The sequence below is a fragment of the Solwaraspora sp. WMMD406 genome, assembly GCF_029626025.1.
GTDB lineage: Bacteria > Actinomycetota > Actinomycetes > Mycobacteriales > Micromonosporaceae > Micromonospora_E.
Genome location: NZ_JARUBF010000001.1, coordinates 5,745,091 through 5,769,360, shown reverse-complemented (window position 1 = coordinate 5,769,360; position 24,270 = coordinate 5,745,091). Strand labels below are relative to the sequence as shown.

25 protein-coding genes and 1 pseudogene are annotated in these 24,270 nt (G+C 71.0%); 14 read left to right on the top strand and 12 right to left on the bottom strand.

The features are described 5' to 3' along the window. Positions 1–7 precede the first annotated feature (7 nt). Positions 8–1,219: an AAA family ATPase gene (locus O7632_RS25595; RefSeq protein ID WP_278117899.1), complete on the top strand. Its 1,212-nt coding sequence runs from the start codon at positions 8–10 to the stop codon at positions 1,217–1,219. Beyond that, positions 1,216–1,866 carry a hypothetical protein gene (locus O7632_RS25590; protein WP_278117897.1) on the top strand — a complete coding sequence of 217 codons (651 nt, stop codon included), beginning with the start codon at positions 1,216–1,218 and terminating at the stop codon, positions 1,864–1,866. The genes O7632_RS25595 and O7632_RS25590 overlap by 4 nt, the downstream gene beginning before the upstream one ends. Here the strand turns inward: O7632_RS25590 and O7632_RS25585 are convergent. Genes O7632_RS25585 through O7632_RS25560 form a run of 6 tightly spaced genes read right to left on the bottom strand, consistent with a single transcriptional unit; the run spans position 1,853 to position 3,942 of the window. Next, a complete protein-coding gene (locus O7632_RS25585; RefSeq protein ID WP_278117895.1) occupies positions 1,853–2,716 on the bottom strand; it encodes a hypothetical protein in 864 nt (287 codons plus the stop codon). The two genes, O7632_RS25590 and O7632_RS25585, sit on opposite strands and share 14 nt — an antisense overlap. Before the next feature lie 58 nt (positions 2,717–2,774). Further along, positions 2,775–2,972 (bottom strand): hypothetical protein, encoded by a 198-nt coding sequence (locus O7632_RS25580; RefSeq protein WP_347403602.1) that lies wholly within the window; start codon positions 2,970–2,972, stop codon positions 2,775–2,777. After that, on the bottom strand, positions 2,972–3,187 hold the full coding sequence (locus O7632_RS25575) for a flavin reductase (protein ID WP_278117893.1): 216 nt from the start codon (positions 3,185–3,187) through the stop codon (positions 2,972–2,974). Before O7632_RS25575 ends, O7632_RS25580 begins: the two co-directional genes overlap by 1 nt. Further along, positions 3,184–3,387, bottom strand: a complete 204-nt coding sequence (locus O7632_RS25570; RefSeq protein WP_278117891.1) for a hypothetical protein — start codon at positions 3,385–3,387, stop codon at positions 3,184–3,186. The genes O7632_RS25575 and O7632_RS25570 overlap by 4 nt, the downstream gene beginning before the upstream one ends. Further along, a complete protein-coding gene (locus O7632_RS25565) occupies positions 3,380–3,622 on the bottom strand; it encodes a hypothetical protein (RefSeq protein ID WP_278117890.1) in 243 nt (80 codons plus the stop codon). The genes O7632_RS25570 and O7632_RS25565 overlap by 8 nt, the downstream gene beginning before the upstream one ends. Further along, complete coding sequence (locus O7632_RS25560; protein ID WP_278117889.1) at positions 3,619–3,942, bottom strand: DivIVA domain-containing protein; 324 nt, start codon at positions 3,940–3,942, stop codon at positions 3,619–3,621. The genes O7632_RS25565 and O7632_RS25560 overlap by 4 nt, the downstream gene beginning before the upstream one ends. 118 nt (positions 3,943–4,060) lie before the next feature. On the opposite strand from O7632_RS25560, the gene O7632_RS25555 reads away from it, so the two are divergent. The 3 genes from O7632_RS25555 to O7632_RS25545 all read left to right on the top strand — a co-directional run bounded on the left by O7632_RS25555 (position 4,061) and on the right by O7632_RS25545 (position 6,758). After that, positions 4,061–4,258 (top strand): helix-turn-helix domain-containing protein, encoded by a 198-nt coding sequence (locus O7632_RS25555; RefSeq protein WP_278117888.1) that lies wholly within the window; start codon positions 4,061–4,063, stop codon positions 4,256–4,258. Between the two features lie 275 nt (positions 4,259–4,533). Then, the gene (locus tag O7632_RS25550) at positions 4,534–5,736 is read left to right on the top strand and encodes an ATP-binding protein (protein WP_278117887.1); all 1,203 of its coding nucleotides are present in this window, start codon (positions 4,534–4,536) and stop codon (positions 5,734–5,736) included. Then, positions 5,733–6,758 carry an AAA family ATPase gene (locus O7632_RS25545; protein ID WP_278117885.1) on the top strand — a complete coding sequence of 342 codons (1,026 nt, stop codon included), beginning with the start codon at positions 5,733–5,735 and terminating at the stop codon, positions 6,756–6,758. Before O7632_RS25550 ends, O7632_RS25545 begins: the two co-directional genes overlap by 4 nt. Positions 6,759–6,811: 53 nt before the next feature. Here the strand turns inward: O7632_RS25545 and O7632_RS25540 are convergent, their stop codons facing one another. Beyond that, positions 6,812–7,447, bottom strand: a complete 636-nt coding sequence (locus O7632_RS25540; RefSeq protein ID WP_278117884.1) for a hypothetical protein — start codon at positions 7,445–7,447, stop codon at positions 6,812–6,814. Further along, positions 7,444–7,842 (bottom strand): hypothetical protein, encoded by a 399-nt coding sequence (locus tag O7632_RS25535; RefSeq protein WP_278117882.1) that lies wholly within the window; start codon positions 7,840–7,842, stop codon positions 7,444–7,446. The genes O7632_RS25540 and O7632_RS25535 overlap by 4 nt, the downstream gene beginning before the upstream one ends. A 137-nt stretch (positions 7,843–7,979) precedes the next feature. Between O7632_RS25535 and O7632_RS25530 the strand changes: the two genes are divergently transcribed. From O7632_RS25530 to O7632_RS25490, 9 genes and pseudogenes are all read left to right on the top strand, one after another. Next, a complete protein-coding gene (locus O7632_RS25530) occupies positions 7,980–11,300 on the top strand; it encodes a CHAT domain-containing protein (protein WP_278117881.1) in 3,321 nt (1,106 codons plus the stop codon). 222 nt (positions 11,301–11,522) lie between these two features. After that, entirely contained in the window at positions 11,523–12,128 is a 606-nt protein-coding gene (locus O7632_RS25525) for a DUF4956 domain-containing protein (protein ID WP_278117879.1), read from the top strand. After that, positions 12,125–12,973, top strand: coding sequence for a polyphosphate polymerase domain-containing protein (locus O7632_RS25520; protein ID WP_278117878.1), 849 nt, complete (start codon positions 12,125–12,127; stop codon positions 12,971–12,973). The genes O7632_RS25525 and O7632_RS25520 overlap by 4 nt, the downstream gene beginning before the upstream one ends. After that, positions 12,964–13,449 (top strand): annotated as a pseudogene (locus tag O7632_RS32320) (chitobiase/beta-hexosaminidase C-terminal domain-containing protein); the annotation flags it as partial. The gene O7632_RS25520 and the pseudogene O7632_RS32320, both read left to right, overlap by 10 nt. A gap of 6 nt (positions 13,450–13,455) precedes the next feature. Further along, positions 13,456–15,165, top strand: a complete 1,710-nt coding sequence (locus tag O7632_RS25510; RefSeq protein ID WP_347403647.1) for a CotH kinase family protein — start codon at positions 13,456–13,458, stop codon at positions 15,163–15,165. Positions 15,166–15,585: 420 nt separating this feature from the next. Further along, the gene (locus O7632_RS25505; protein WP_278117877.1) at positions 15,586–16,011 is read left to right on the top strand and encodes a cold shock domain-containing protein; all 426 of its coding nucleotides are present in this window, start codon (positions 15,586–15,588) and stop codon (positions 16,009–16,011) included. Positions 16,012–16,072: 61 nt separating this feature from the next. Next, the gene (locus O7632_RS25500; RefSeq protein ID WP_278117876.1) at positions 16,073–16,213 is read left to right on the top strand and encodes an endo-1,4-beta-xylanase; all 141 of its coding nucleotides are present in this window, start codon (positions 16,073–16,075) and stop codon (positions 16,211–16,213) included. A gap of 103 nt (positions 16,214–16,316) precedes the next feature. Next, entirely contained in the window at positions 16,317–17,153 is an 837-nt protein-coding gene (locus O7632_RS25495; protein ID WP_278117873.1) for a polysaccharide deacetylase family protein, read from the top strand. Positions 17,154–17,197: 44 nt separating this feature from the next. After that, entirely contained in the window at positions 17,198–18,127 is a 930-nt protein-coding gene (locus O7632_RS25490; protein ID WP_278117871.1) for a glycoside hydrolase family 16 protein, read from the top strand. On the opposite strand, the gene O7632_RS25485 is transcribed toward O7632_RS25490, so the two are convergent. The 4 genes from O7632_RS25485 to O7632_RS25470 are packed head-to-tail and all read right to left on the bottom strand — an operon-like array spanning position 18,112 to position 24,270. Then, entirely contained in the window at positions 18,112–20,547 is a 2,436-nt protein-coding gene (locus O7632_RS25485; RefSeq protein ID WP_278117869.1) for a hypothetical protein, read from the bottom strand. The two genes, O7632_RS25490 and O7632_RS25485, sit on opposite strands and share 16 nt — an antisense overlap. Further along, complete coding sequence (locus O7632_RS25480) at positions 20,544–21,959, bottom strand: lipopolysaccharide biosynthesis protein (protein WP_278117867.1); 1,416 nt, start codon at positions 21,957–21,959, stop codon at positions 20,544–20,546. The genes O7632_RS25485 and O7632_RS25480 overlap by 4 nt, the downstream gene beginning before the upstream one ends. Next, entirely contained in the window at positions 21,956–23,278 is a 1,323-nt protein-coding gene (locus O7632_RS25475; RefSeq protein ID WP_278117865.1) for a glycosyltransferase family A protein, read from the bottom strand. The genes O7632_RS25480 and O7632_RS25475 overlap by 4 nt, the downstream gene beginning before the upstream one ends. Further along, positions 23,275–24,270 (bottom strand): glycosyltransferase family 2 protein, encoded by a 996-nt coding sequence (locus O7632_RS25470; protein WP_278117862.1) that lies wholly within the window; start codon positions 24,268–24,270, stop codon positions 23,275–23,277. Before O7632_RS25470 ends, O7632_RS25475 begins: the two co-directional genes overlap by 4 nt.

Here is a 24,270-nt window from a genome sequence, read left to right as displayed (position 1 = left end):
TGCTGCCGTGGCCGTCCGACATCCCCCGTACCTGCTCAGGCTCAAGGTGAGCAACTTTCGCAGCCTTCGGGCGGTGGAGGTGCGGCTCGCCGCGCTCAACGTACTCGTCGGACCCAACGGCGCCGGTAAGTCCAACCTCCTCGACGTGATCGCCTTCCTCGGCGACGCCACCCGGGAGGACCTCGGGCCCGCGCTGGAGCGACGCGGTGGATTCGACCGGGTGCTGTTCCGGGGCGGTGGCGACCAGCGGCCCAGCATCACCATCGAGGTGGAGGCCGCTGTCACCAAGAACAGCAATTTGCGGGCCACCGACAACTACCAGCTCGGTGTGTCCCGGGGAAAGCTACGCGGCCAGACGGAGCGCTACTTCCTGCAGCGCTCTGAGACATTCGCGTTCAAGCGGACCGCTGGCCCGGGCCGGCGTATCGCGGTCTCCGGCAACCAGGTCACCTTCCATGGCCCCGAGGGTGGGGAGCGGAAAGCCAGTCTGCGCGAGGGTTCGCTGGGATTGTCGACGTTGCCCAAACTCAGTGCCGAGGAGGGCGGCGAGCAGGTCGAAGCGCTCGCTGACATGTTCGCCAGTTTCCGGGTGTTCGACATCGACGTGGCTGCGGCCCGCCTGCCATCGACGGAGCAGCGCAGCCGGCAGCTGGCCAACGACGCCAGCAACCTGGCGTCGTTCCTCGCTTACCTGGCCGATGAGCACAGCGACCAGTTCGCCGCGCTGCAGCGCGACGCGCGAGCCTTCATCCCGGGCTTGGAAGCCCTGCAGTTCCGGCCGATCGGTGGTGCCGGTGAGGGGACCGTACTCACCCTGGTGGAGCGTGGGCTGCCGGGTGCGACGACCTTGCAGGAGGCGTCGTACGGCTCGATCCGGGCTCTTGCGCTGCTCGCTCTGCTCTACGACCCGGCGCCGCCGCGTCTCACTTGTATCGAGGAGATCGACCACGGCCTGCATCCCCACATCCTCGACCGGTTGGTCGAGTTGCTGCGCGAGGCGTCCGAACGCACCCAGTTCCTGATTGCGACACACTCGCCGCCGCTGGTAAACCGGCTGACCCCCGACGAGTTGATCGTCTGTGAACGTGGCGAGGACGCCGCGTCGCGGATCCCGGCGATCGACCCGGACACGGTGCGGGCCATGGAACGGGAACTGCATGGCGAGATCGGGCTCGGCGAGCTGTGGTTCACCGGTGCGCTGGGTGGTTGCCCAGAGTGAGTAGAGCACGCGGCCAGCAGCAGCCGATTGTCGTCGTGCTGGGCGAGGATGACAACGACCGCCAGGTGGTCTGCATCCTCGTCTCGGCGTTGCGTCCTGACCTGCCGAAAGGCAGCCTGAAGCCGCTACGTAAGCCGATGGCGTTGGTGCGCAAGGTTCCGCCGGACCGGATCCCGAGCCAGACGACCCGCGTCAGCGCGGTCCTGCGGGCGCAGGCCGTACGGTCTCCGATCCGTGCGGTGCTGATGCACGAGGACGCCGATGACGTGGAGCCGGCGCACCAGGCTTTGATCAAGAAGGTCGAGGGTGCGTTCCGCCCGTTGCCCTGGCCGGTCCTTGCCGTGGTGCCGGCCTGGGAGACCGAGGCGTGGTGGTTTCTCTTCCCGACGGCGGTGCGGGCGGTTCACCGGTCCTGGCGGCTGCCCGACCAGTACACGGGCAAGGACGTCGGCAAGATCCGGAACGCGAAGGAACAACTGAGGAAAGCGGTCCGGCCTGCGGGGGCCAGGGCCAACTTCCGGTCGTACGAGGTCTCCGACAGCCCACGGGTCGCAGAGGAGATCGTTGTCCATCGGCTGCTGTTCCAGCCACCGGCCGCCCGCAGCGCGAGTTGGCAGGTCTTCCTCGACAAGGTCAAGATGATCTGAGGTGATCTCCCGGGCTGCGGTCGAAGTCCGTTGGTCCCTCTCGCAGGCGTACCGCGAGTGCGCCGAGCGCCAGCACCACCGTCGCTGCCACGGCGGCCAGCATCAACGCCATGACCGGCTGGTTGACCAGGACCGGGTGGTCGATCACCGACACGAACGCTCTGTCGTAGCCGAGCTGCGTCGTGGCCAGCAGGGCCGCCACCGTCGCCAGCAGCACCACTGCCCGGCGGCGTACGGCTGCCGGCAGCGCCGACACGGCCGCGAGACTGAACAGCGCGATCAACGCCAGAGCGCCGAACCCGATGCGCGCCACCGGAATGTTGCTGATGAGCACGAGGCCGTCGGACTGCTCCGCTACCAGCGGCGTACCGGCGGCGCTGAGCGATGCACACAGCCCCATCGCGGCCGCTGCGGCCCAGAACCGACCCGGAAGCGGTCGTTGCTCGCGGCCATCACGGGCGGCAAGCAGCAGTGACCCGCCCAGCGGTACGGCGACGACCACGGCGAGCAGGAGGTGCCAACCGGGTGCCGCATGGTCGCGTACCCCGGTGACCAGCAGTGCCAGCTCGGCCGCGACGGCGGTGCCCGCACCGAGCGCCGCTGCCGCGTGCCAGCCGGCGACCAGCACCGCGACCAGCAGCGCACAGCCGGCCAGCCGGGCGGTGCCGATCGGGCCGATGATGGTGGTCGGTGCCTGCTCGGCGAAGCGCCACGACCAGGCGGCGGCCTCGACGACGGGGCGGGCCTGGCGGGCCAGCACCAGCACAGCGGCCAGGGTGCCGACAGCGGCCGCTGCCGCCGGCCATGCTCCAGCGACGCTCGCAGCGCGGGCGGCGGACACTCGTCGCACGATCGCAGCCTGGGCCACGTCGACCCCCTTCTTTCCGCTGGTGTGCGGCCGGGCCGCCTCACCGGGCGGCGGCTCTCCGGATGAGACGGTAGCGGGGCGGGGGCGGATCCGGGTGCCGGCGGTGCTCACTTTGGTGTTCGCGTACCCGGTCGTCCCAGGCCGCTTGGTCGTAGTCAGGGTCGGGCGGGATCCAGCGGTGTGAGCCGTCGTCGTAGTGCATCGGTTCGTCGCCGGGGCGCAGGGTCGACAACGGCATCACAGCCAGCCGAGGAAACGCGAGCGGAGGTCACCGCCGTGCCCGGCGGGCAGGTCGGCCATCGCCTCGAACATGTTGGTAGCGAGGTAGATCGACAGGGAGACGCGGGCGTCGGCGTACTCGATTGTGAGTTGTCGCCGGCTGTCCAGGCACGGCCAGGCGTGCCCGCAGCCGGCGCAGACCCAGCTGGGGCGGACCGGGACGTGCAGGCTCATCCGGCATCCTCCGACTGGTCGACGGCGACGATGTGGACGCCGAGATTGTGTAGCCGGGTGAGCGCGACGTCGGTGCGCCAGCAGCGGCCGGTGCCGGTGAGCGGGTCGCCGCAGGCGCAGCCGTCGGCGCGCGGTGGGTGCCGGTCGACCAGCTCCGTTAGGTGGTCGATTTCGACCTGGCGGGGGATGGGGTCAGCCATCGGCCGGCGCGGTGCGGTCGCTGACCGGGTCGCCGCCGCCCGGGTCAGGGTCGAGGTCACCCCATACCCGGGTACGCAGCGACGGGCGGTCGGTGGCGGACAGCGTGGTGTCGGCGAAGTCGACGACGTCGAGGTGGGCCAGCGAGTCCCGCAGCGCGGCGGCGAACCGGGCGGCGGCTTCGATGCTGGTGAGTCGGGTCGGCAGGTGGATGGTCCAGCGCGGCTCGTCGCTCACCAGTGACCTCCGTTGCCGCCGGTCTGGCGCTGGTGTTCCGAGCGGTAGACGCCGGCGGGCGGGTCGTTGAAGCGGCAGCCGACGTGCCGTTGCCGCCACTGCCGCAACCCTTCGCGGAATCGGTCGGCCTCGGCGCGGTCGACGGCGGCCTGCCGGGTGAGCCGGTCCAGCTCGTCGGCGACCTGCCGCAGGTACGCGTACACCGCCGCCGGGTCCAGCCCACGCCACCGCGTCTCGAACTGCACCGCCCTGACCTGCCACGGCTCCACGAGTACGCCCTGCCGGGGCACCACCCGCCCCCGCCTGCTCCGCTGCTCCACGACTTCCTCCCCGAACGTCGAGTGCTACTCGGATGATGAGTCTACATGCGTAGAGCATCTGAAGAGTGCATCTGATCAGAGAACATGTGTTCAGTTCGCATGCTCTTACCGTGGCGGTATGGGAGAGCTTCGTCTGATGGCGAGCCAGGAGGTGCAGGAGATGCTCGGCGTCTCGCGTACCCGCGCCTACCAGATCACCAACTCGAAGTCGTTCCCGGACCCGGTGGTGGTGCTGTCAGTGGGCCGGATCTGGCGCACCGAGGACGTCGAGCGGTGGATCAAGCAGCACCGACCAGAGTTGCATGACACCGAGTGATCGGTCAGGTCAGCGGCTCAACCGAGCTGTACGCCGCTGACCGTGCCCGCGTCGCTAGGTAGACCCGCGCAGGTATGCCCTGCGGGCACCCGTTCTTCGAGCAGAGTCACCTGCTGTCAGCACCGGCTGAGTCGTTACCACTACCTGCGCCGATGTTTGGCAAGATGAAGCACTGCAACCAAACGGGGAGGCCTGGCGTGTGGCTTGCCGGGCCAGCCCACCCGCAACCCGTCCGGCGTGGCAGCCGGGCCGCTAGGTAAGGCAGGCTCACCGACATGGCGCGAAGCACGGACGAACTTTTGCGGCTGCTCGCCGATCTGGAGAGCGACCAGGTCGAGCGTAAGGAGTCGCTGAGGACGGCCGAAACCAAGGACCGGGCCTGCCAGGCCATCTGTGCGTTCGCCAACGATCTGCCCGACCACCGTGGTTCCGGTGTGCTTTTCATCGGCGCGACCGATGCCGGCCGGCCCGCCGGGTTGAGCGTCACCGACCGGCTGCTGCAGGAGCTCGCAGACCTGCGGGGACAGGGCCGAATCCTGCCACCACCGATCATGAGCGTTCGGAGGCTGGAGGTCGACGGTCAGGCGGTGGCCGTGGTCGAGGTGGAACCTAGCCCCAGCCCGCCGGTGCGGTTCAATGGCCAGGTGTGGATCAGGGTGGGACCGCGTCGGGCGATCGCCACCGCGGACGAGGAGCGCCGGCTTGCCGAGCGTAAGCGCGCTGCCGACCTGCCATTCGATAGTCGCCCCGCAGTCGGTGCCGCCCTGGATGACCTTGATCTGACGCTGTTCGAGCGCGAATACCTGCCAAGCGTCCTGCCGCAGGACGTGCTTGCGGCCAATGGCCGGACCATCGAGCAGCGGCTGGCGTCACTGCGGCTGGCGACTGTAGAGGGCGTGCCAACCAACGCCGGTCTGCTGATCCTTGGCGTGGAGCCGACCCGTCTTTTACCGGGGGCGTACATCCAGTTCCTCCGAGTGCAGGGCGGCGACCTGAGCGCTCCGATCAGCAGCGAACGCCGGCTCAGCGGCGCACTGCCGGACCTGCTGCGCGAACTCGACGAGCTGATCAAGTTGAACATTCATATATCTGTGCAGATCGGCGAGACCCTGCGCGATGCCCGCCGGGCGGACTACCCCTTGGCGGCGTTGCAGCAGCTCACCCGAAATGCGGTGCTGCACCGCAACTACGAGGGCACCAATTCGCCGGTGCGGATCACCTGGTACGACGACCGGGTCGAGGTTTACTCGCCGGGCGGCCCCTATGGCGCTGTCACCGTGGAGAACTTCGGCCGGCCGGGCGTCACTGACTACCGTAATCCCATCCTCGCCGAAGCGGCGGCCGGCCTCGGGTACGTACAGAAGTTCGGAGCGGGCCTGGAGATCGCCCGGCGCACACTGTCGGACAACGGAAACCCCCGACCTGAGTTCACCCCGGACCCCTCGTACGTTGGCGTCATCATCAGGGAGGCGCGATGACCGCACCGGTGATTGCCTTTTTCAACAACAAGGGTGGCGTCGGTAAGACGTCGCTGGTCTACCACCTGGCGTGGATGATGGCGGGAAAGGGCTTGCGGGTGGTCGCCGCCGACTTGGACCCGCAGGCGAACCTGACGGCCAACTTCCTGGACGAGGAACAGTTGGTCGAGCTGTGGCCCGCCGGCAAGGCACTCACCGAACGCGGCCATACCGTGTACGGCAGCCTTTCTCCGCTGATTCGTGGCCTGGGTGACATCGCTGATCCGTCCCTCGTAGCCGTCGATGACCGGCTGCACCTGCTCCCCGGCGATCTGACCTTGTCCAAGTTCGAGGACGAGCTGTCCAACCAGTGGCCGGACTGCCTGGACGGCAAGGAGCGGGCCTTTCGGGTCATCTCCGCCTTCTGGCGGTTGCTCGATCGGGCCAGCCGACGGACCGAAGCCGATGTGGTGCTCGTCGACGTCGGCCCCAACCTTGGTGCGATCAACCGAGCTGCGTTGATCTCGGCCGATCATGTCGTGATCCCGTTGGCACCCGACCTGTTCAGCGTGCAGGGCCTGCAGAACCTCGGCCCGGCACTGCGGAACTGGCGCGCCGAATGGCGGGCACGTCTCCCGCGCAATCCGGATGCCGAACTGAAGTTGCCAGCTGGTCAGATGACCCCGGCCGGCTACGTAGTGCTGGGCCACGGCGTACGGCTCGGCCAGCCGGTTCAGGCTTATCAGCGGTGGATGGCCCGGATCCCAGAGGTGTACCGGACATCCGTTCTCGACATAAGCGAACCTGCCCCCTCGGTGGACGGGGATCCGTACTGTCTTGCCCAGCTCAAGCACTATCGCAGTCTGATGCCGTTGTCGTACGAGGCTCACAAACCGGTTTTCGCGCTTAAACCAGCCGATGGCGCATTCGGTGGGCATCAAGCGGCAGTCAGAGCCGCGGCTAACGATTTCGCGGCGCTGGCCGAACGCATCCTCACTGAAGTCGGCGGACCGTACGGAACACCCAAAGGAGCCGCCGCATGAGTCGCCCTGCTACGCGGAGTAGACAAGTCACGTGGGACAGCGGGTGCTGACAACTACCCGGCGGTTTGCGGCGCCTGATCGCTGACTTGCCCGGCGGCGGGCGTTGCAGGCGGGGTCGACGCCGGGGTGGCCGGGGCCCACCAGGTGACCAGGGCGCCGGCGATCAGCAGCGCCAACGACACCCCGAGGGCGATTCGGGCCCGGTGCAGCCGGCCGGCCGCCCGGTTGGCCTGCGCCACCTGGTACGCCTCGACCGAGGCGTGCCGGTTGTGGATGTCGGCCAGCGTCAGCGGGGCCGCCCGACCACCGGCCTCGGCGGCGAGGGCGTACCAGAGGCCGATCCCGGCGGCGACCAGACCGCCACCGATCAGCACGGTGACCACCCCGCGCCAAGTCGTCGTCAGGTCGGCGGTGGCGGAGCGGCCCTGTACGAAGACTCCGGCGGCGGCCAGGCTGACCAGGGCGGTCAGCCCGTTGCGCCAGGACTGGGCGCTGGCCCGTACCGCCGGTAGTGATTCGCGGGCGAGCTGCGCGAACGCCGCGCGTTCGGCGTCGCTGACCGGCTCGGGCGCGGCCGCCGGCAGCCGGAACCGCGCCGCCGCCGACCCCTCCGGCTTGGCTACCGCCGACCCCTCCGGCTTGGCTGCCGCCGACGCTTCCGGCTCGGCCGGTGCCGGGTCGGTGGTCACGAGGCGGATCCCAGGATGATCTCGATCCGGAAGCTGACGCCGCAGCCGAGGGTGCCGTCCGGGGCGTCGGGGTGGGTGTGCCGGCAACCACACGGTACGTCCACCAGTAGCGTCGGTGTGGTGGGCGGGATGATCCGCCCCCCGGTCTGCCGGCCGGGACCGGCGGCGACGGCGGTGTGCACCTGACGGTGGTCGAGCAGGTGACCACAGCGGGGGCAGGGCCCCCACACATGCGAGGAGAGCACCCGGTCGGTGTCGTACGAGCGGGCCTGCAACTGCCCCTCGACCAGCATCCGGTACGCGCGTTCGGTCCACTCGTACGCGGCGGTCGACGCGTACGGAGTCAGGTCGCCGACCGGAGCCGCCCCGCCTGGTGATCTGCTCTCGACGGCCATCGGCCCGCCCTTCCGTCGGTCGCATCCCCGACTGTCCGCATCGGCGGCAGTGGCTGCGGTGAATACGATAGGTGCCCGCCGCCAATGGGGCGGCTCCCGCCGCTGGCGTGTCCGCTGGAGGAAAGGCGGCATCCCCGATGGCGAAGCTCTGGCACCCGCCGACCACCTATCCGGGCCTGGTGTTGCGTGCCGGGCTGCTGGCCGGGGCGCTCGTCGTCGTCCTGGAACTCACCATCGGTCCGCTGTCGATCGGTTCCGCCGTGATCGCCTTCGGCATGTCCTTTCTCGGCTGGCTGCTCACTCTCCGCCGGATTCCACCGCGTGCGGCGGACCAGGCGAAATCGGCGGCCGAGGCGGACCGACGGGGCATGATCGAGCTGGTGGCGTTCTCCGCGACGGGCCGGGCGTTGCACGCAGACCTTGCCGTACGGCTTTTCCGACACGCGTTGGCCGTCGTCCCGTCCGACGATCCGGCACGAGCGCAGTACCGTGCGCACCTGGCCGACGCGCTGGCGACGCGGTTCGAGCGGACCGGCGACCCCGACGATCTCGACGCCTCGATCGAGTGGGATCGGTTGGCGATCGAGGCGGCACCGGCTGGCTCGGTCGAGCAGGCGATGCTGCTGGCGGACGTGTGCGGCGCGCTGGCCAACCGCTACCAGCATCTCGGCCGGGTCGAGGACCTGGCCGGCGCGATCGAGGCCGGACGACGGGCGGTACGGCAGACGCCTCGGGACCATCCCAGCATGGTCACGGCGGCGCTGAACCTCGCCGGTGCACTGATCGCCCGGCACGAACGTGACGGTGACTTGTCCGACGTGGACGAGGCGATCGAGTTGTTGCGGCACGCCGCAGCGTTGTGCCGGACAGCCGGGGCCGACGGACGACCGGCCGCGCATCCGGCTTGGGCGTATCTGCAGGCCAACCTCTCGGTGGCGTACAAGGACCGGTTTCGCCGGCTGGGGCGGCCCACGGACATCGACGCTGCGGTCGACGCCGCTCGCGCGGGCCTGGCCGTGGTCTCCGATCGTCATCCGAACCAGCTCAACACCCTGCACGCCGCCGGTACGGCGTTGGCCGCCCGGTTCGAGGTCAGTGGGGACCGGTCCGACCTGACCGAGGCGATCGACCTGTTCCAGCAGGGCGCCCGCCGCTGCCCACCGGAGCATCCGAAGGCGGTGCTGATCCACTCTGCGCTCTGCGTCACGCTGCGGGAACGTCATGATCTCGACCAGCACGGGGCAGCGTCTGCCGTTGGCGACGGGCCGGTGTCGGCGGACATCGACGCGGCGGTCGACGCCAGCCGGGCCGCGCTGCGCATCGCCTCGGACGGGCATCCGCACCGGGCCGGCTGTCTGACGAACCTGGCACTGGCGCTCCTCAGCCGATTCGAGGCGACCGCCGGCCAGGGCAGCGTCGCACTCCCTGGTCGGCCCGCCGATCTCGACGAGGCGCTGGCCACCGCGACCGAGGCCGTGACGAGCACCCCGGCCGACGACCCGGATCGGGCCGGCTACCTGTCAAATCTTGCCGGGGTGCTGCGGGTGAAGGCCCGGTACGCCGACGATCCGGCGGACCTGGACCGGGCGATCGAGCTGGTCAGCGAGGCGGTGACGGCCACTGCGGCGGAGCGTCCCGTCCGGGCCGCGATCCTGGACAACCTCGGGATGGCCGTCGCGCGGCGGCTGGAGCGCTTCGGCGAGGACGAGGATGGGCGCGCGGATGAGCGCGCGGATGGGCGCGCGGATGACGGCGCGGCTCCGGTGCGGCGACGTACCGTCGTGGCGAGTCACCGGGCCGCCGCGCGCACCCGCGCGGCGCCGACCGGCGTACGGGTGAAGGCCGCCTGGCACTGGGGGACGGCGGCGTTCGAGGTCGGCGATCCCGCTGAGGCGCTTGCCGCTTTCTCCACCGCTGTCGAGCTGTTGCCGCAGGTCGCCTGGCACGGTCTGGCCGATGACACCCGGCAGCGGCAGCTGGCGTTGTGGGCCGGTCTGGCCAGCGACGCGGCCTGCGCCGCTGTCGCCTGCGGGCAGCCTCGGCGGGCTGTGGAGCTGCTCGACCAGGGCCGGTCGCTGCTGTGGAGCCAGGCGTTGCGGCTGCGCGACGACTTCGACCGGCTCGCCGCTGTCGACCCAGGGTTGCGGCACGAGCTGTCCCGGGTGCGCGCCGACCTGAGCCGGCCGCTGGGTTCGGGCGTCGAGCCGGGCCGGCGGCCGGGCTCGGCCGACGATCGGTCCGCCGGGGAGCCGACTGCGGCTGACCGTCGTCGGCTCGCCACCCGGTGGGACGCTCTGATCGCCCAAGTCCGCGCGCTTCCCGGCTTCGAGAAGCTGTTCGCGCCGGTGTCGTACGACGAGTTGCGGCGGGCCGCCGACCGCGGCCCGGTGGCGGTCGTCAACGTCAGCCGGTTCGGCTGCCACGCCCTGCTGGTCACCGCCGCCAGCGAACCGCTGGTGGTGCCGCTGCCCGCGTTGACCTTCGACGGGGTGCTCGAGCAGGCGGAACTGCTGCTGGGGGCGGTTGCTCGCGGTAGTGGCGACGATCGGCGGCCGTTGCCGCAGCGGGAGGCGGACCGGCACGCGATGCTCGACGTCCTGCAGTGGTTGTGGGAGCGGGTCACCGAGCCGGTGCTGGCCGCGCTCGGGCACACCGGGACGGTGCCCGTCGAGGAGTTGACGGCTCGGCTGTGGTGGTGTCCGACCGGGCCGTTGGCGCTGCTGCCGCTGCATGCCGCCGGCCGGCACTCGCGGACCAATGCCCGGCCGACCCCGGCGGCGGAGCTGGTGGCCGGCCGGGTGGTCAGCTCGTACACCCCGACGGTCGCGGCGCTGTTGCGCGCGCGCGAGCAGGTGCCGGCGGCCCGGCCGTCGACCTGGTTGCTCGCCGTCGGGCTGGCCCGCACTCCGGGGCAGGCCGACCTGCCGGCGGTACGCGCGGAGCTGGCGGATCTGGCCCGGTTGCTGCCGCCACCCGCGTCGGACCGGTGGACCGGTGACCAGGTGACCCGTGCGCGCCTGCTGCCCGCGCTGGCCCGGTACCCGGTGGTGCACCTGGCCTGCCATGCCGTGCGGGATCGCACGGATCCGGCCCGGAGCGCGCTGCGGTTGTGGGACGGACCGTTGACCGTGGCGGAGTTGGCCGGCGCGTCGTCAGCGGTCGGCGGCGAGCTGGCGTACCTGTCGGCCTGTGAGACGGCGACCGGCGACCCCCTGCTCGCCGACGAGGCGCTGCACCTGGCCGGTGTGCTGTCGTTGATCGGCTACCGGGACGTGGTGGCGACCGGCTGGGCGGTCCAGGACGAGACGGCGGCGCGGGTCGCCGGGGCGTTCTATTCGGCGTGGCTGGGTCAGCTGCCGGTCGGGGTCGCGCTGCACCGGGCGGTCGAGGCACTGCGCGTGACGTACCCAGCTGACCCGCTGCGCTGGGCGCCGTACCTGCACACCGGCGGTTCCTGACCAGGTCCGCTCGGCACACCCACCGGGTCGAATCAGCGCGGATCGGGTCACACCCAACCCAAGGCATTGACGTGAATCGATGTCGTGGTTACCGTTTCGGAAGAGTTCCCGAAAGTTTACCGGAAGTTCCGGGAGTGTTCAGCTGGCGTCCACGCAGTGTCGCTGACGCCTGCGCGGATCCGCCCCGCCACTCTCGACGGCGACCCAGGAGGAACGAACGAGATGACGCAGCTCGTCCTGTTCGCGATCGACATCGGCGCGGTGGCGCTGCTCGTCTTCGGGCTGTATTTTCCCCGACACCGCCGCCGCGACCTCGTCGTCGCCTACCTCGGCGTCAATGTCGGCGTACTCGCCGTCGCCAGCGCGCTGAGCGCCAGCAACGTCGGCGCCGGACTCGGCCTCGGGCTGGCCCTGTTCGGCGTACTGTCGATCATCCGGCTGCGGTCGACGGAGCTGGACCAACACGAGGTCGCCTACTACTTCTCCGCCCTCGCCCTGGGCATCCTCGGCGCGCTGAGCACCACCTCCATCTGGCTCAGCGCCGGCCTGATGGCACTCATCGTCACGGTGATGTTCCTCGGCGACCACCCCCGGCTGCTCAAGCACTACCGGCACCAGATCATGGTGCTCGACTCGGCCGTCACCGACCAGGTGGCCCTCGTCGCCCAGCTGGAGCAACTACTCGGTGCCCGGGTGCACGCCGCCATCATCCAACGGCTCGACCTGGTCAACGAGACGACCATCGTGGACGTACGGTACTCGCTGTCCGGGCGGCGGATCGCCCCGGTGGCAGCCGGCGCCCCGGCACCGGCGGGAGCACACCGATGATCACCCTCCCGGTCGCCTCGTCCCTGGCCGAACTGGAGCCCGTCGGCCTGGCCGAGCTCGTCGACCGCGCTGCACTGCAGACCAGAGTGGACCGCAAGTACGTCGTACCGCTCGCCACGCTGCCGATGCTGCTGAGCCAGCTGACACCGCACGCCCAAGTGCTGGACATCGACGGCGAGCGGTCCTTCCGTTACGAGTCGGTCTACTTCGACACTCCCTGGCTGGCCAGCTACCACGGCGCGGCGTACCGCCGTCGACGGCGATTCAAGATTCGTACCCGCACCTACCTCGACTCCGACGACTGCTGGCTCGAAGTCAAGATCAACGGTGCCCGGGACAGCATCACCAAGCACCGGCTGCCGTACCACCCCTCCGACCGTGGCACGGTCGGACCCGGTCGCGCCTTCGTCGACGAGGTACTGGCCCGGGAGACGATCGCACCCGGCGGTGCGTTCGACGCGACGTTGGTGACCACCTACCGGCGCTGCACCCTGCTCCTGCCGGCCAGCGCCAGCCGGGTCACCGTCGACACCGGGCTGAGCTGGCAGTGCGGGTCGGCCAGCCTAGCGCTGCCGCAGGTCGCGGTCGTCGAGACCAAGACCAGCTCGGCCGCCTGCCTGGTCGATCGCATCCTGTGGCAGCGGGGGATCCGTCCGATCCGCATCTCCAAGTACGCCACCGGTCTGGCCGCTCTCCGGCCGGAACTCCCCGACGGCCCGTGGCGGCGCACCCTGCGCCGGCACTTCTGCGACACCACCGCGCCGTCCGGTCGGCCGTCGGGCCTGACGCCGCACCCGGTGCCGACCATGCCCCATCGAATCGAACAGGAGGCATCGTGCGTCTGACCGTTCACGGCGCCGGAACCACGACGGCTGTGGTCCGAGCGGTGGCCCTCGCCGCCGCGGCCACGCTGGTCGCCGGACTACTGGTATCCCATACGTCACCGGCCGACGCGGAACCGGTCGCCGGCTCCGACCGCTCCGCCACCGGGCTCACCGCCACCGGGCTCACCGCCACCGGGCTCACCGCCACCGGGCTCACCGCCACCGGGCTCACGGCGGCCGACGAACTGGCCGCCGCCGAGGCCGCCGACGAGCTGGTCGGCGACATCGTCTTCTCCGTGCCCAGCGGTTCCTTCCAGAACGCGGTCTCGGTCACGCTGAGCACCGCCATCGCCGGCGCGCAGATCCGCTACACCACCAACGGCCAGCTGCCGACCGCACAGTCCAGTCTCTACCCGGGTACGCCGCTGCGCTTCACCGCCACCACCGAGCTGCGTGCCCAGGCGTTCGTCGGCGGTACGGCCACCGGGGACCCGGGCACCGCCATGTACCTCGCCCGGACCGTCACCACCAGCCACGACATCCCGGTCATGGTCATCGACTCGTACGGCGCCGGCCGCCCGGATCGGGAGTACTTTGACGCGGCGGCGATGATCTTCGACCCGGGAAGCGGGACGACCACGTTGGGTGGCACCCCGGCGGTGGCCACCCGGGCCGGGTTCCGGCTGCGCGGGCAGTCGTCCTCGACGTTCGAGAAGACCCCGTACCGGATCGAGTTCTGGGACAACGACGACGATGACGCCGACTATCCGGTGCTGGGCATGCCGGCCGACTCGGACTGGGTGCTCCGGGGACCGTTCCCCGACAAGTCGCTGATCCGCGAGGCGCTGGTCTACGACCTGGGCCGGGAAATGGGCATGCCGGCACCCCGGTACCGCTTCGTCGAGTTCTATCTGAACACCGACGCCACGCCGGTCGGGAACGACGACTACATGGGCGTCTACATGATCGTTGAGACGATCAAGAACTCGAAGAACCGGCTGGACCTCAAGCAGTTGGACGAAGACGACCGGACACTGCCGAAAATCACCGGTGGCTACATCTGGAAGTTCGAATGGATGGCCGCCGAGGAACCGATCCTGCCCTGCACCGGCCCGACCGCCAGCTGCTGGAACTACCTGGAGGTCGCTGATCCGGATCCGTTGCAACCGGAGCAGGCGAACTGGCTGCGCGGTCATCTCCAGCAGTTCCACGACGTACTGCGGGCGCCGAATTTCGCCGATCCGCAGACCGGATACCGGGCGTACATCGATGTCGCCTCGTTCGTGGACCAGATGATCCTCAACGAGCTGAGCCGGGAGATGGACGCCTACATCCGCAGCGCGTACTTCTACAAGGACCGGGACACGAAGATCTTCGCCGGCCCGCTGTGGGACTACGATCTGACCTTCGGGGTGGGCGGCTTCTTCCAGAACGACCAGACCGCCGGGTGGCAGTACCAGCAGACCCGTCAGCCGGTGGCGAACGACTGGTTCAACCAGCTGATGCGCGATCCCGCGTTCGTCAACGACGTCCGACTGCGCTGGCAGTCGTTGCGTCGCGGATTGCTGTCGGACGCCTCGCTGCAGGCCCGGATCAACGCCCTGGCCACGCCACTGACCAACGCGGCACAGCGCAACTTCCAGCGCTGGCCCAACCTGACCAGCCCGATGATCGGCTTCTTCTTCACCCCGACCGCGCCGACCTGGCAGGGCCAGGTCCAGTTCATGCGGGACTGGATGCTGCGCCGCGCGGCCTGGCTGGACACCACCTCCGGCTGGGGCGGCCCGACGACCACCCCGCCACCGAACCCGACCACCCCACCACCGAATCCCACCACCCCGCCACCGAACCCGACCACCCCGCCGCCGAATCCCACGACGCCGCCACCGAACCCGACCACGCCACCACCGGGCGGCGGTTGCTCGGCGACGTACGCGGTGACCAGCCAGTGGCCGGGCGGCTTCCAAGGTGAGGTACGGGTGACCGCCGGTGGGGCGGCGATCAGCGGCTGGACGGTGACCTGGACGTTCGCCAACGGGCAGTCGGTCAGTCAGGCATGGAACGCGACGATCACCAGTCAGGGATCGTCGGTGACCGCCCGCAACGTGTCCTACAACGGGTCGCTGGCCGCCGGCGCCAGCACCACCTTCGGCTTCCTCGCCTCGTGGAACGGGACAAACGGCAGTCCGGTGTTGCGTTGTAGCGCGACCTGATCAGACGTACCGGCCCTGATCGTCTCGGGTCGGCGGCACCCGCCGGGTGCCGCCGACCCGAAGGGGCGTCATCGGCCGTGACGAGGGTTGCGGTCGTCGTCGGCGTTGGGCACTCTTCGTTGGTACGGTGACGTCAGGACGTCAGTTCGTTGGTACGGTGACGTCAGCAAGTCTGCCATCCGGGCCGGGCGACTCGTCGTCGTTTCGTACCGGCGGTGAATGGTCGACAGCGACACGTGGTGAACTCTGCCGGAGTGGTCGTCCGGGCGCACGGGCGCCCGCAAGGCTGCGGCTGCGGTGATCCACGGGTACTACGGTGGCGACCGTCGAGCGTACGGGCTGCCGGCCGTACTGGTGTGTCGGCTGCCGGCCGATGGCGGTGACGTGGCGGTAGTGGATGGGTTCGGTAAGGAGGACGGCATGGGTGTCGGCAGGGTGGTTCGGTTCGATGAGGGTCGAGGGTACGGGTTCATCGCGCCAGACGATGGCGGCGACGACGTGTTCGTGCACGCCGGTGAGTTGACCCAGCGGGGCATCCGGGTAGCCACCGGCACCCGGGTTTCGTTCAAGGTGATCGACGGCGGTCGTGGTCCGAAGGCGTACGACGTGGAGATCCTGGAGGATCGGGATGTGGTCGGGCCGGTGACCGGCGAGGGCAGCCGTACCGTCAGCGCCTCCGGTGACGGGTCGGACGACGAGCTGTGTGAGATCTTTTCCGAGCCGGAGTACCTGCAGCGCGTCACCGAGCTCCTGCTGACGGACGCCCCGTACCTGACCGGTGCGCAGATCGTCGAGTTGCGCGGCCACTTGCTGCGCTTTTCCCGTAAGTGCGGCTGGGTGGACTGACCGTCCGGTCGCCGGGCCGTCGAGACCGTACCGCGCGGTACGGACTCTCGGCACGTCGGCGGTGGCGGAGAACCTGCGTCGGTTCGAGGCGCTCGGGCTGGAGACGGCGGTCACCGAAGCGGACGTCCGGATGGAACTGCCGGTCGACACCATCAAGCTGCAGGCTCAGGCCCGGGGCTACAACACCCTGCCGCAGGGCTGATCCGACCCCTGTCCGGGCGCCCCGTAGCCGGTTTTTCCTCGGCGAGTTCCCCGTGGGGCGGGCCGGCGAGGTTTGCCGACCCCAGACCGGGTAGACAGGCGGTGTGACGGCGCCGGTCGCGCCGGCGGGCCCAGCCCTACCGGTGCTGATGTACCACTCGATCTCCACGGTCGAAGCGGGACCGCTGCGTCCGTTGGCGGTGCCGGCGGTGCGCTTCGCGGAGCACCTCGCCGTCCTGTCCGACGCCGGATACCGGATGGTGGGCCTCAGCCAGGCGCTGGACCTGCTCGACGCGGCCATCGCCGAGCACGGGAGCCCGATACCACCGCTGGTCGCGCTCACCTTCGACGACGGGTACGCCGATTTCCTCACCCGTGCCCTCCCACTCCTCGACGCCGCCGGAGCGGCCGCGACGCTCTACCCGTCGGTCGGCCATCTCGGCCAACCGGCGAGCTGGCTCCGGCAGTGGGCCACGGCGTTCGGTCCGCTGCTGGACTGGTCGCAACTGACCGAGGTCGCCGCGTCCGGCCGGGTGGAGATCGGCTCGCACGGGCTGCTGCACCATCCGCTCGACGTACTGCCACCGCCGACCGCCGCCACCGAGATCACGATCGCGCGGGACCGTCTCGAACAACACCTGGGCACCGCGATCCGCTCGTTCTGCTATCCACACGGCTACCACGACTGGCGGGTCCGGGCAGCGGTCCGCCGGGCCGGCCACGACAACGCCTGCGAAGTGGGCCGGCGTCGCTACCGGCCGAGTGATCGTCGGCTGGCCGTACCTCGGCTGTTGCCCACCGGCGACCACGACCCCGACGCTCTGCTCGACCTGGTCCGCACCGGGGGTCCGCGGATGATTCCGCAGGCCAAGCGGCTGGCTCAGCCGGCGTGGCGGCTGACCCGACGAATGGTCCGGCGAGCCGGTCGTCAGCTGTCGTGACCGGCGGCGGACGCTCACCGGGCCGCCGGCCACCCAGCGGATGGTTGCCCGGTCGGGCCGGGCTGGCGGCGGTGACGGTCGCCCTGGCGGCGGGGGTACTGGCCATCGGCGTGGCCGTACCGATCCTGCGGCACGGTACGGGACCAGCCGACCCGTCGGTCCCACCCGGTGACGGTGGCACCGGCGCGCCGCCCGGTGGTCCGGCGCCCAACGGCCCGCCGCCCGGTGGTCCACCGCCCAACGGCCCGCCGCCGACGACCACCGCGCCAACGGGCGCGACGCATCCGTCCGGGATCGCGCTGCCGCGAGGTGACCTGCCGGGCTGGCGGCAAATCTTCGTCGACGACTTCACCGGGGCAGAACTGAGCGACGACTGGTTCGCCTACTCCGGTCAACCCGACGGCGACCCGGGCGGCTGGTTCGACCCCGGTCACGTCGCGGTCGGCGGCGGAATGCTGACCATCAGCGGCTGGCGGGAAGCCGAGCGGGACAACATCTACGTCACCGGTGGCGTCTCCAACCGGCGGGCGCTGACCCTGACCTACGGGCGCTACGACATCCGCTTCCGGATGGACCAGGGCACCGGGATCGCGTACGCCCTGCTGCTCTGGCCGGGCGACAACGTCTACCCGCCGGAGATCGACATCGCCGAGGACAACGGCAAGGGCCGGGACCGGATGTACGGCGTACTGCACCCGGTCACCGGCGACCCGATCGAGCGCAGTGTTCCCGGTGACTTCACCCGTTGGCACACCGCCGGCCTGGAGTGGACTCCGGACAAGCTGGTCTACACCCTCGACGGCGAGCCGTGGGCGACGCTCACCGGCGACCAGGTGCCGGACGAGCCGATGGCGCTGGCCCTGCAGTCCCAGGCCTGGTACTGCGGCCACACCTGGGAGGCCTGCCCGGACGAGACCACCCCGGACGTGGTCGACCTGCAGGTCGACTGGGTCGCCGTCTACGCCCCGGCGTAGCGGTAGACTGTCACGTCTTCGCCGCGCTGGAACACCGACCAGCCGTCCCGGTCGGCCAGCAGCTGTTCGAGGCGGTCCAGCGAGCCGGCCGGGAAGTAGCCGAAGTAGTCGGCCTGACGCCGCATCCCGTCGCTGATCACCAGGTACGCGGGCTCGCCGGCGAACGATCGCAGGAACTCCTCGATCGCCGGCAGGTGTTCGCCGTCGAGGGACTCACCCCGCAGGCCCGCGCCGACCACCAGGTCCGGTTCGCCGGCCGGGACGTCGGTGTTGAACCCCGGGTACGCCGACGTCAGCCGGCTCGGGAAGTTGGACGTGGCCACCGCGATCGTGGCCCCGGGCTCGGCGGTGGCGTACAACGCACGGGCGGCGGCGACCTCGTCGGAGGTCTGCCGGTCCACCACGAGCTGCCCGTGCCGGCCCTGCACCGTACCCAGGACGAACACGGCGAGTGCGACCGCGAGCGTCACCGCCGCGACCGGACCCAACCAGCCCCGGCGGCCGGCCCGACGCCGGTCCGACTGGTCGACCACGGCCGTGGCGATCAGGTACGCACACCACGGTGCCGAGAACAGGAACACCCGGTAGATCGCCTCGCCGCCGTAGCTCTGCCCGGCGATCAGGACGAACGGCGTGGCCGCCAGCAGCGCCGGCACGACCACGGTGCGCCACCGCCGCCGGTGGGCCAGCACCGCGAGCACGGTCAGCGCCCACACGGTCAGCGCCAACGTCCGGACCACGATCGCCGAGTACGCCTGGCCGGTCGACCCCCAGCCGTCGGCGTTGCCGGCCGCGTTGGCGAAGACGTCGAACCCGTCGAAGACCCCGAACGCCTCCGACACGAAACCGAACCGGGGCAGTAGGTAGCCGAGCACGATCACCGCCATGGCCAGCGGAAGCCAGCGGGGACGGATCAGCCGCAGCGCGGCCAGCACGGCGACCTGGGCCACCACCAGATACGGCGACAGTTGGTGGGCGGCGGTGAGGACCGCCAGCAGGGCCAGCGCCGCCACCGTCGCCCCGACCCGGGCCCGGCGGCCCGACGTACCCGCAACCGCGCCGGTGCCGCTCGGACGCTCCGCCGATCCTGCGGCGACCGGGGTACGGAGCCGAGCCAGCACGAACAGCATGATCCCGAGACTGAGCAGGAAGCCGAACGCCTGCGGGGAAAGGTAATCCTCCTCGACCCAGTTGACCGCGAGGAAGCCGAAGACGGTCAGGTACGCGACCCGGCGGTCACCGGAGAGGGTCCGCGCGATCGCGTACAGCACCAGCGCGGCCGCCAGGTTGAACACGAGCGGGGACCAGTCGGCCAGGGTCGCGGGGCCGGCCGCGCCGGCCGCGCCGAGCTGTGCCGCTCCGGCGAACAGCGCCGGCCACTGCTGGTAGATGTCCTGGGCCGCGCCGACCGGGTTGCCGGCGGCGATGTATTCGATCACCCCGAGGTGCTTGTATGTCCAGGCGTACTGCGGTTGGTCGAGCAGCAGTGGGGTGGTGCCGTGCAGCAGCGCGATCAGCAGCACCAGGTAGCCGGCCGCCGCCAGCCCACGACTCCGTGCGAGCGGCCCGTCGGCGGGTACGGGCGGCTGGTCGGCGTGTGCCGGCAGGCCGGCGACGGCGATGACGAACCCGGTGACGGTGACCGCCACGGCGAGCAGGTACACCGGGTGGATGGTGGCGAGCAGCCCGAAGCCGCCCACCTCGGTCACCTCGGTACGACGTACCGCGATCTGCCACAGCGTCAGGGCGGTGCCGATCATCGCCGCGTGGGCGAGGAGCGTGCGGACGGCTGCGGCGGGCCGTCCCGCCGTCCCGGCCCGCGTACGGCGTACGGTCCGCGCCTGGAGTGCGGCGTCGGTCCGCGCCTGGAGTGCGGCGTCGGTCCGCCCCTGGAGTGCGGCGTCGGTCCGCGCCCGCCGCCGGCCGCGCAGCAGAGCGGACAGGCAGCTGACGGCCACCCCGACCGCCAGCGCGCCGACCAAAGCGCGCGGTTGCCACCAGCCGGCCCACACCGAGACGGTCGCGGCAGCGGCGTATCCGGCCAGACTGACCAGCATGGCCGAGGCCCACCGGAACGATGCCGGACCCACCGAAAGGTGGCTGAACAGGGCGGCACCGGGGCCGAGAGCGGCGAACGCGACGGCTGCGGGTGCCTGCGTCGGGCCGCCGACGGCCAGGCCGATCATGGCGAACACGGACACGATCAGCCCGGTCCAGGCCAGCGTCGCCGAGCCGGATCCGATCCCGGGGACGATGCCGTCGGGCGGGGCGGCGCCGAAACCGGCAGCGGGTCGGATGACGTCGCGACGGGCAGCGGGTCGGATGACGTCGCGACGGGCAGCGGGCGGTGTGGCGGCGGACGGCGTCGCGGCGGGCAGTGTGGCGTCGACCTGGGGGGGACGCAGGGCGAGATCGGTCATCCGGCACTCCCGGTGTCGGTGGTAACGGTCTCGGTCGTGACAGCCCCGGCGGTGACGGTCCCGGACAGGGCGGTACGCGCGGCCCAGTCAGGGGCGTTCGCGGCATTTCCAGTCGCCCGGTACCGCCGGATCAGTCCCGGCAGCAGGGTCAGCCCTACCGCGGCCTGTGTCATAACCAGCGCCGCAGCCGGCGCGATGATTCCGACCCGGGGCAGCCCGTACCAGCTCAACGCCAGGAACGCGACGATCCCCACGGACTGCACCGTCACCACCGGCCACATCCGCTTCTCCATCATCGCGAAGGCGCAGTAGAGCAGCACCATCCCGGTGAAGGGCAGGGACAGCCCGATCAGTCGCAGCGTCGCGGCCCCCTCGGTGGCGTAGTCACCGCCGAGCAACCGCAGCAGCGGCTCAGCCGCCGTACCGAGCACCAGCGCGCCCGGCAGCACCACCGCCGCGACCAGGGCGATCGCCCGGTCGACGTGGGCGCGGGCGGCGCTCGCGTCGCTGGACGCGGTCACCACGAAGGAGGTGACCACGTTCCACAGCAGCGTGCTGGCGGCCACCCCGATCACCCACGGGATGTAGAAGTAGGCGCTGGCGGTGGACCCCAGCACGCCGGCCACCAGCACCGGAGGCAGGAACGCCACCGCATTGGTGAGCAGCCCGTTGACGTACTCGGCGGAGGCGAAGCCGAGCAGCTCGCGCCGGGCCGGGGCGGCCACGGCGGGCGCCGTACGGGTCCGCGCCGGAATGAGCCGACCCAGAATCCACCAGTTGACGCCGAGCATGGTCAGCAGCATCGGCGCGGACCAGGCGATGAGCATGCCGTCGCCGGCGGCCGTGCCGGCGAGCAGCGGCAGCAGCGCCACCTTGGCGGTCGACGCGACCACGTTCTTGGCCGGTACGCCGCCCGCCCGGCGCAGCGCCGTCAGCACGCCGTCGGTGATGAAGAAGATCGCCGTGCCGAGGACGGCGGCGACGAAGAACAGTCGCTGCGCCGACGTCGGGCCGACGATGCCCGTACCCCTACCCAACGCGAGGAAGGCGCCGCTGAGCAGCAGCGACATCGCGGCCGACGCGGCGTAGCCGGTGAGCACCAGCCGCCGGGTGTGCCGACCCGCGCCGGGCAGGAACCGGGCGTACAGGTTGACCAGGTTGAGCTGGGCGAGTCCGGCCAGCAGGGTCATCGCCGACACCGCCGCCGAGGCCCGGCCCACGGTCTCCGGGGGGAACCATCGTGCGGCGACCACCCAGAACACGAAGCCGAGCGCCGCGCTGGCCACGGTCGACGTCATCAGCGCGGCGGCGCTGCGCAGCAGGACCGACGGTCGCCGCTGTCCAGACCGCGTGAGCGCAGCCACCGCGTCCGGCGCGGCGGTGCCGGCGGCGGTCTCGACGGCGGTGGTCATGCCGCGTCCCGCAGGCGACGGCGCAGTCGCCGGTCGGCGAGCCGGCTGCGCAGGTAGGCGATCGGACCGGTGAGCAGGCCGCGCCGGTTGGCGCCGATCAGGTCACGAGGAAAGTCGTCGCGGAGTCCGGCCAACCGGTCCCCGTCGCCGAGGATGTCGCGCAACGCGGTCGGGACCAACCGCAGCAGCGGTCCGAGCAGGCGAGGCTCTCGCAGCAGCAGACTGGTGTAGGCGGCGGTCAGCCCGGTGCCGTAGCCGACCAGCTGCTTGCGGAGTCCGGCCAGGTCGCGGCGATGGTGGTGCCACACCAACGCGCTCGGCTGGTACGCCACCGTACCGCCGGCGACCAGCACCTGCATCAACGCCAGGGTGTCCTCGGAGCCCATCGCCGGGGTGCCGGCACCGAGCGCGGTGTCGAAGCCGCCGACGCGCTCCAGCACGCCGGGCCGGAAGACCATGTTGCCGCCGGCACCGAAGGGCGGCAGCGGGTACAGCGGACTCTGCCGGTGCGCGGTCGCCGGCGAGAAGACGTCCGGCGTGAAGCCCCGACCCTTGCTGTGCCCGCCGTACTGCTCGAACCACAGCTGCGCGTCCGTGACCAGCTCGGCCGGCGCGATCGCACCGGTGACCGCGTCGGAGTGCGGGTGGTCGGCCAACGCGCGGGCGATCTCGGCGAGCCAGTCCGGGTCGGCCACCTCGTCGTCGTCGATCCAGGCGACGATCTCGCCAGCGGTGGCGCGTATCGCCCGGTTGCGGGCGTGCGACAGCCCTGGCCGGGGTTCCCGCACGTAGTCGACGGAGACCGGGCGACCGGCGACGTCGGCGACGACGCGGGCGGTGGCGTCGCTGACCGGGGCGTTGTCCACCACCAGCACCCGGAACCGGGGGTACCGCTGGGCGAGCAGGCTGTCCAGGGTGCGGGCCAGCCCGGCCGGTCGTTCCCGGGTGCAGACGACCACGGTGATGTGCGGCGCGTCGGCGAGGACGTCGGCGCGGCGGGCCAGGTAGCCGGGCTCGGGTCGGGACGCCGGTGGGATCCGCTGGTCGATCGTGGCGGCGAGCTCCGCACCGGTCAGCCCCTGCGGCGGTACGTCGAGCAGCAGCGCGCCGATCGGTTGGGTGAACTGGCGTACCAGCAGCCAGGCGCGTTCCACCCGACGACCGGCCGGGTCGAATCCGGCGATATCGGGTAGCGTGCCGGTGACGTCCAGGTCGACGACGGTGGCCGGGATCCGGTCGGTGGCCGACGACCGTCCGGGCTCGGACGGGATCTGTCCAGCGGTAGCGGACGGGACGGCGGCTGAGAAACGCGAATTCATCGGACGGCTCCGATCGATTGGGGGGACGGAGTCGGGACACGGATGGATCCGGTGGGTTCGGCGGCGTCGGCGCGGGGGCGGCTGGCGAGTTCGATCAGCGCCCCGAGCGCCGCCCCGCCCGTACCGGCCAGGATCGCGCCGGCGCGGGCAGCGTGCCGGCGTCTGCCACGGCCGAAAGCCGCCACGGTTTCCCGGCGCAGCGCGTGGGGCAGGGTGCGGCGCAGGTAGTCCTGCTCGGCACCGAGGCTGGGCGCGCCGTCGAGCAACCTGGCCATCATGATCTTGCCGCGTCCTTCGGCGACGCAGCGGCGCAGGAAGTACCGGAAGGTGGCGTTGCGGGCGGGCACGCCGTGGGAGATCACGGCGTGCGGCACGTACCACCACTGGCCGCCGGTCACCATGCTCATCCGCAGGCAGAGTTCGGTGTCCTCGGGTCGCGCCCGATCGCCGACCTTGCCGAAACCGGTGCGGAACCCGCCGGCGGCGAGGAACGCCTCGCGGCGTACCGCCATGCTGGCCGACCAGACGTTGCGCACCGCGCCGGGTCGGTCGGGCTGACCGGCGTAGGAGCCGCCGACGGCCCACCGGAACTCGTCGGGGAACCAGTCCGGCTGGTGCCGTTCCCAGGCGGGTTCGATCGCCCCGCCGGCCCCGATCACCGCCGGCTCGGCGAAGGCGGCGACCAGTCCGGCGAGCCAGCCGGGACGGGCCACGACGTCGTCATCGAGGAAGACGACGAGTTCGCCGTGGGCATGCTCCGCGCCGGTGTTGCGGTTGCCGGAGACCCCTCGCTGGTACGCGTTGGCCAGCACGGTCACCTCGGGTAGTTCCCGCGAGATTCGATCGGCCAGTTCCGGATGATGGTCGACCACCACGATGATCTCGATCGGCCGGAGGTCCTGTCGGCGGACGGAGTCGACGGCGGCGCGCAGGCCGGTGAGTCGCTCGGGGTGGTGGGTCGGCAGGACGACGCTGACGGTGGGCGGGCGCAT

Excerpts from the sequence above, each read along its gene's own strand:
- O7632_RS25580 (WP_347403602.1), bottom strand. The coding sequence starts at position 2,972 with ATGCCGTTGTCGACCCTGCGCCCCGGCGACGAACCGATGCACTACGAC.
- O7632_RS25575 (WP_278117893.1), bottom strand. The coding sequence starts at position 3,187 with ATGAGCCTGCACGTCCCGGTCCGCCCCAGCTGGGTCTGCGCCGGCTGC.
- O7632_RS25570 (WP_278117891.1), bottom strand. The coding sequence starts at position 3,387 with ATGGCTGACCCCATCCCCCGCCAGGTCGAAATCGACCACCTAACGGAG.
- O7632_RS25555 (WP_278117888.1), top strand. The coding sequence starts at position 4,061 with ATGGGAGAGCTTCGTCTGATGGCGAGCCAGGAGGTGCAGGAGATGCTC.
- O7632_RS25550 (WP_278117887.1), top strand. The coding sequence starts at position 4,534 with ATGGCGCGAAGCACGGACGAACTTTTGCGGCTGCTCGCCGATCTGGAG.
- O7632_RS25545 (WP_278117885.1), top strand. The coding sequence starts at position 5,733 with ATGACCGCACCGGTGATTGCCTTTTTCAACAACAAGGGTGGCGTCGGT.
- O7632_RS25535 (WP_278117882.1), bottom strand. The coding sequence starts at position 7,842 with ATGGCCGTCGAGAGCAGATCACCAGGCGGGGCGGCTCCGGTCGGCGAC.
- O7632_RS25530 (WP_278117881.1), top strand. The coding sequence starts at position 7,980 with ATGGCGAAGCTCTGGCACCCGCCGACCACCTATCCGGGCCTGGTGTTG.
- O7632_RS25525 (WP_278117879.1), top strand. The coding sequence starts at position 11,523 with ATGACGCAGCTCGTCCTGTTCGCGATCGACATCGGCGCGGTGGCGCTG.
- O7632_RS25520 (WP_278117878.1), top strand. The coding sequence starts at position 12,125 with ATGATCACCCTCCCGGTCGCCTCGTCCCTGGCCGAACTGGAGCCCGTC.
- O7632_RS25510 (WP_347403647.1), top strand. The coding sequence starts at position 13,456 with ATGTACCTCGCCCGGACCGTCACCACCAGCCACGACATCCCGGTCATG.
- O7632_RS25505 (WP_278117877.1), top strand. The coding sequence starts at position 15,586 with ATGGGTGTCGGCAGGGTGGTTCGGTTCGATGAGGGTCGAGGGTACGGG.
- O7632_RS25485 (WP_278117869.1), bottom strand. The coding sequence starts at position 20,547 with ATGACCGATCTCGCCCTGCGTCCCCCCCAGGTCGACGCCACACTGCCC.
- O7632_RS25480 (WP_278117867.1), bottom strand. The coding sequence starts at position 21,959 with ATGACCACCGCCGTCGAGACCGCCGCCGGCACCGCCGCGCCGGACGCG.
- O7632_RS25475 (WP_278117865.1), bottom strand. The coding sequence starts at position 23,278 with ATGAATTCGCGTTTCTCAGCCGCCGTCCCGTCCGCTACCGCTGGACAG.
- O7632_RS25470 (WP_278117862.1), bottom strand. The coding sequence starts at position 24,270 with ATGCGCCCGCCCACCGTCAGCGTCGTCCTGCCGACCCACCACCCCGAG.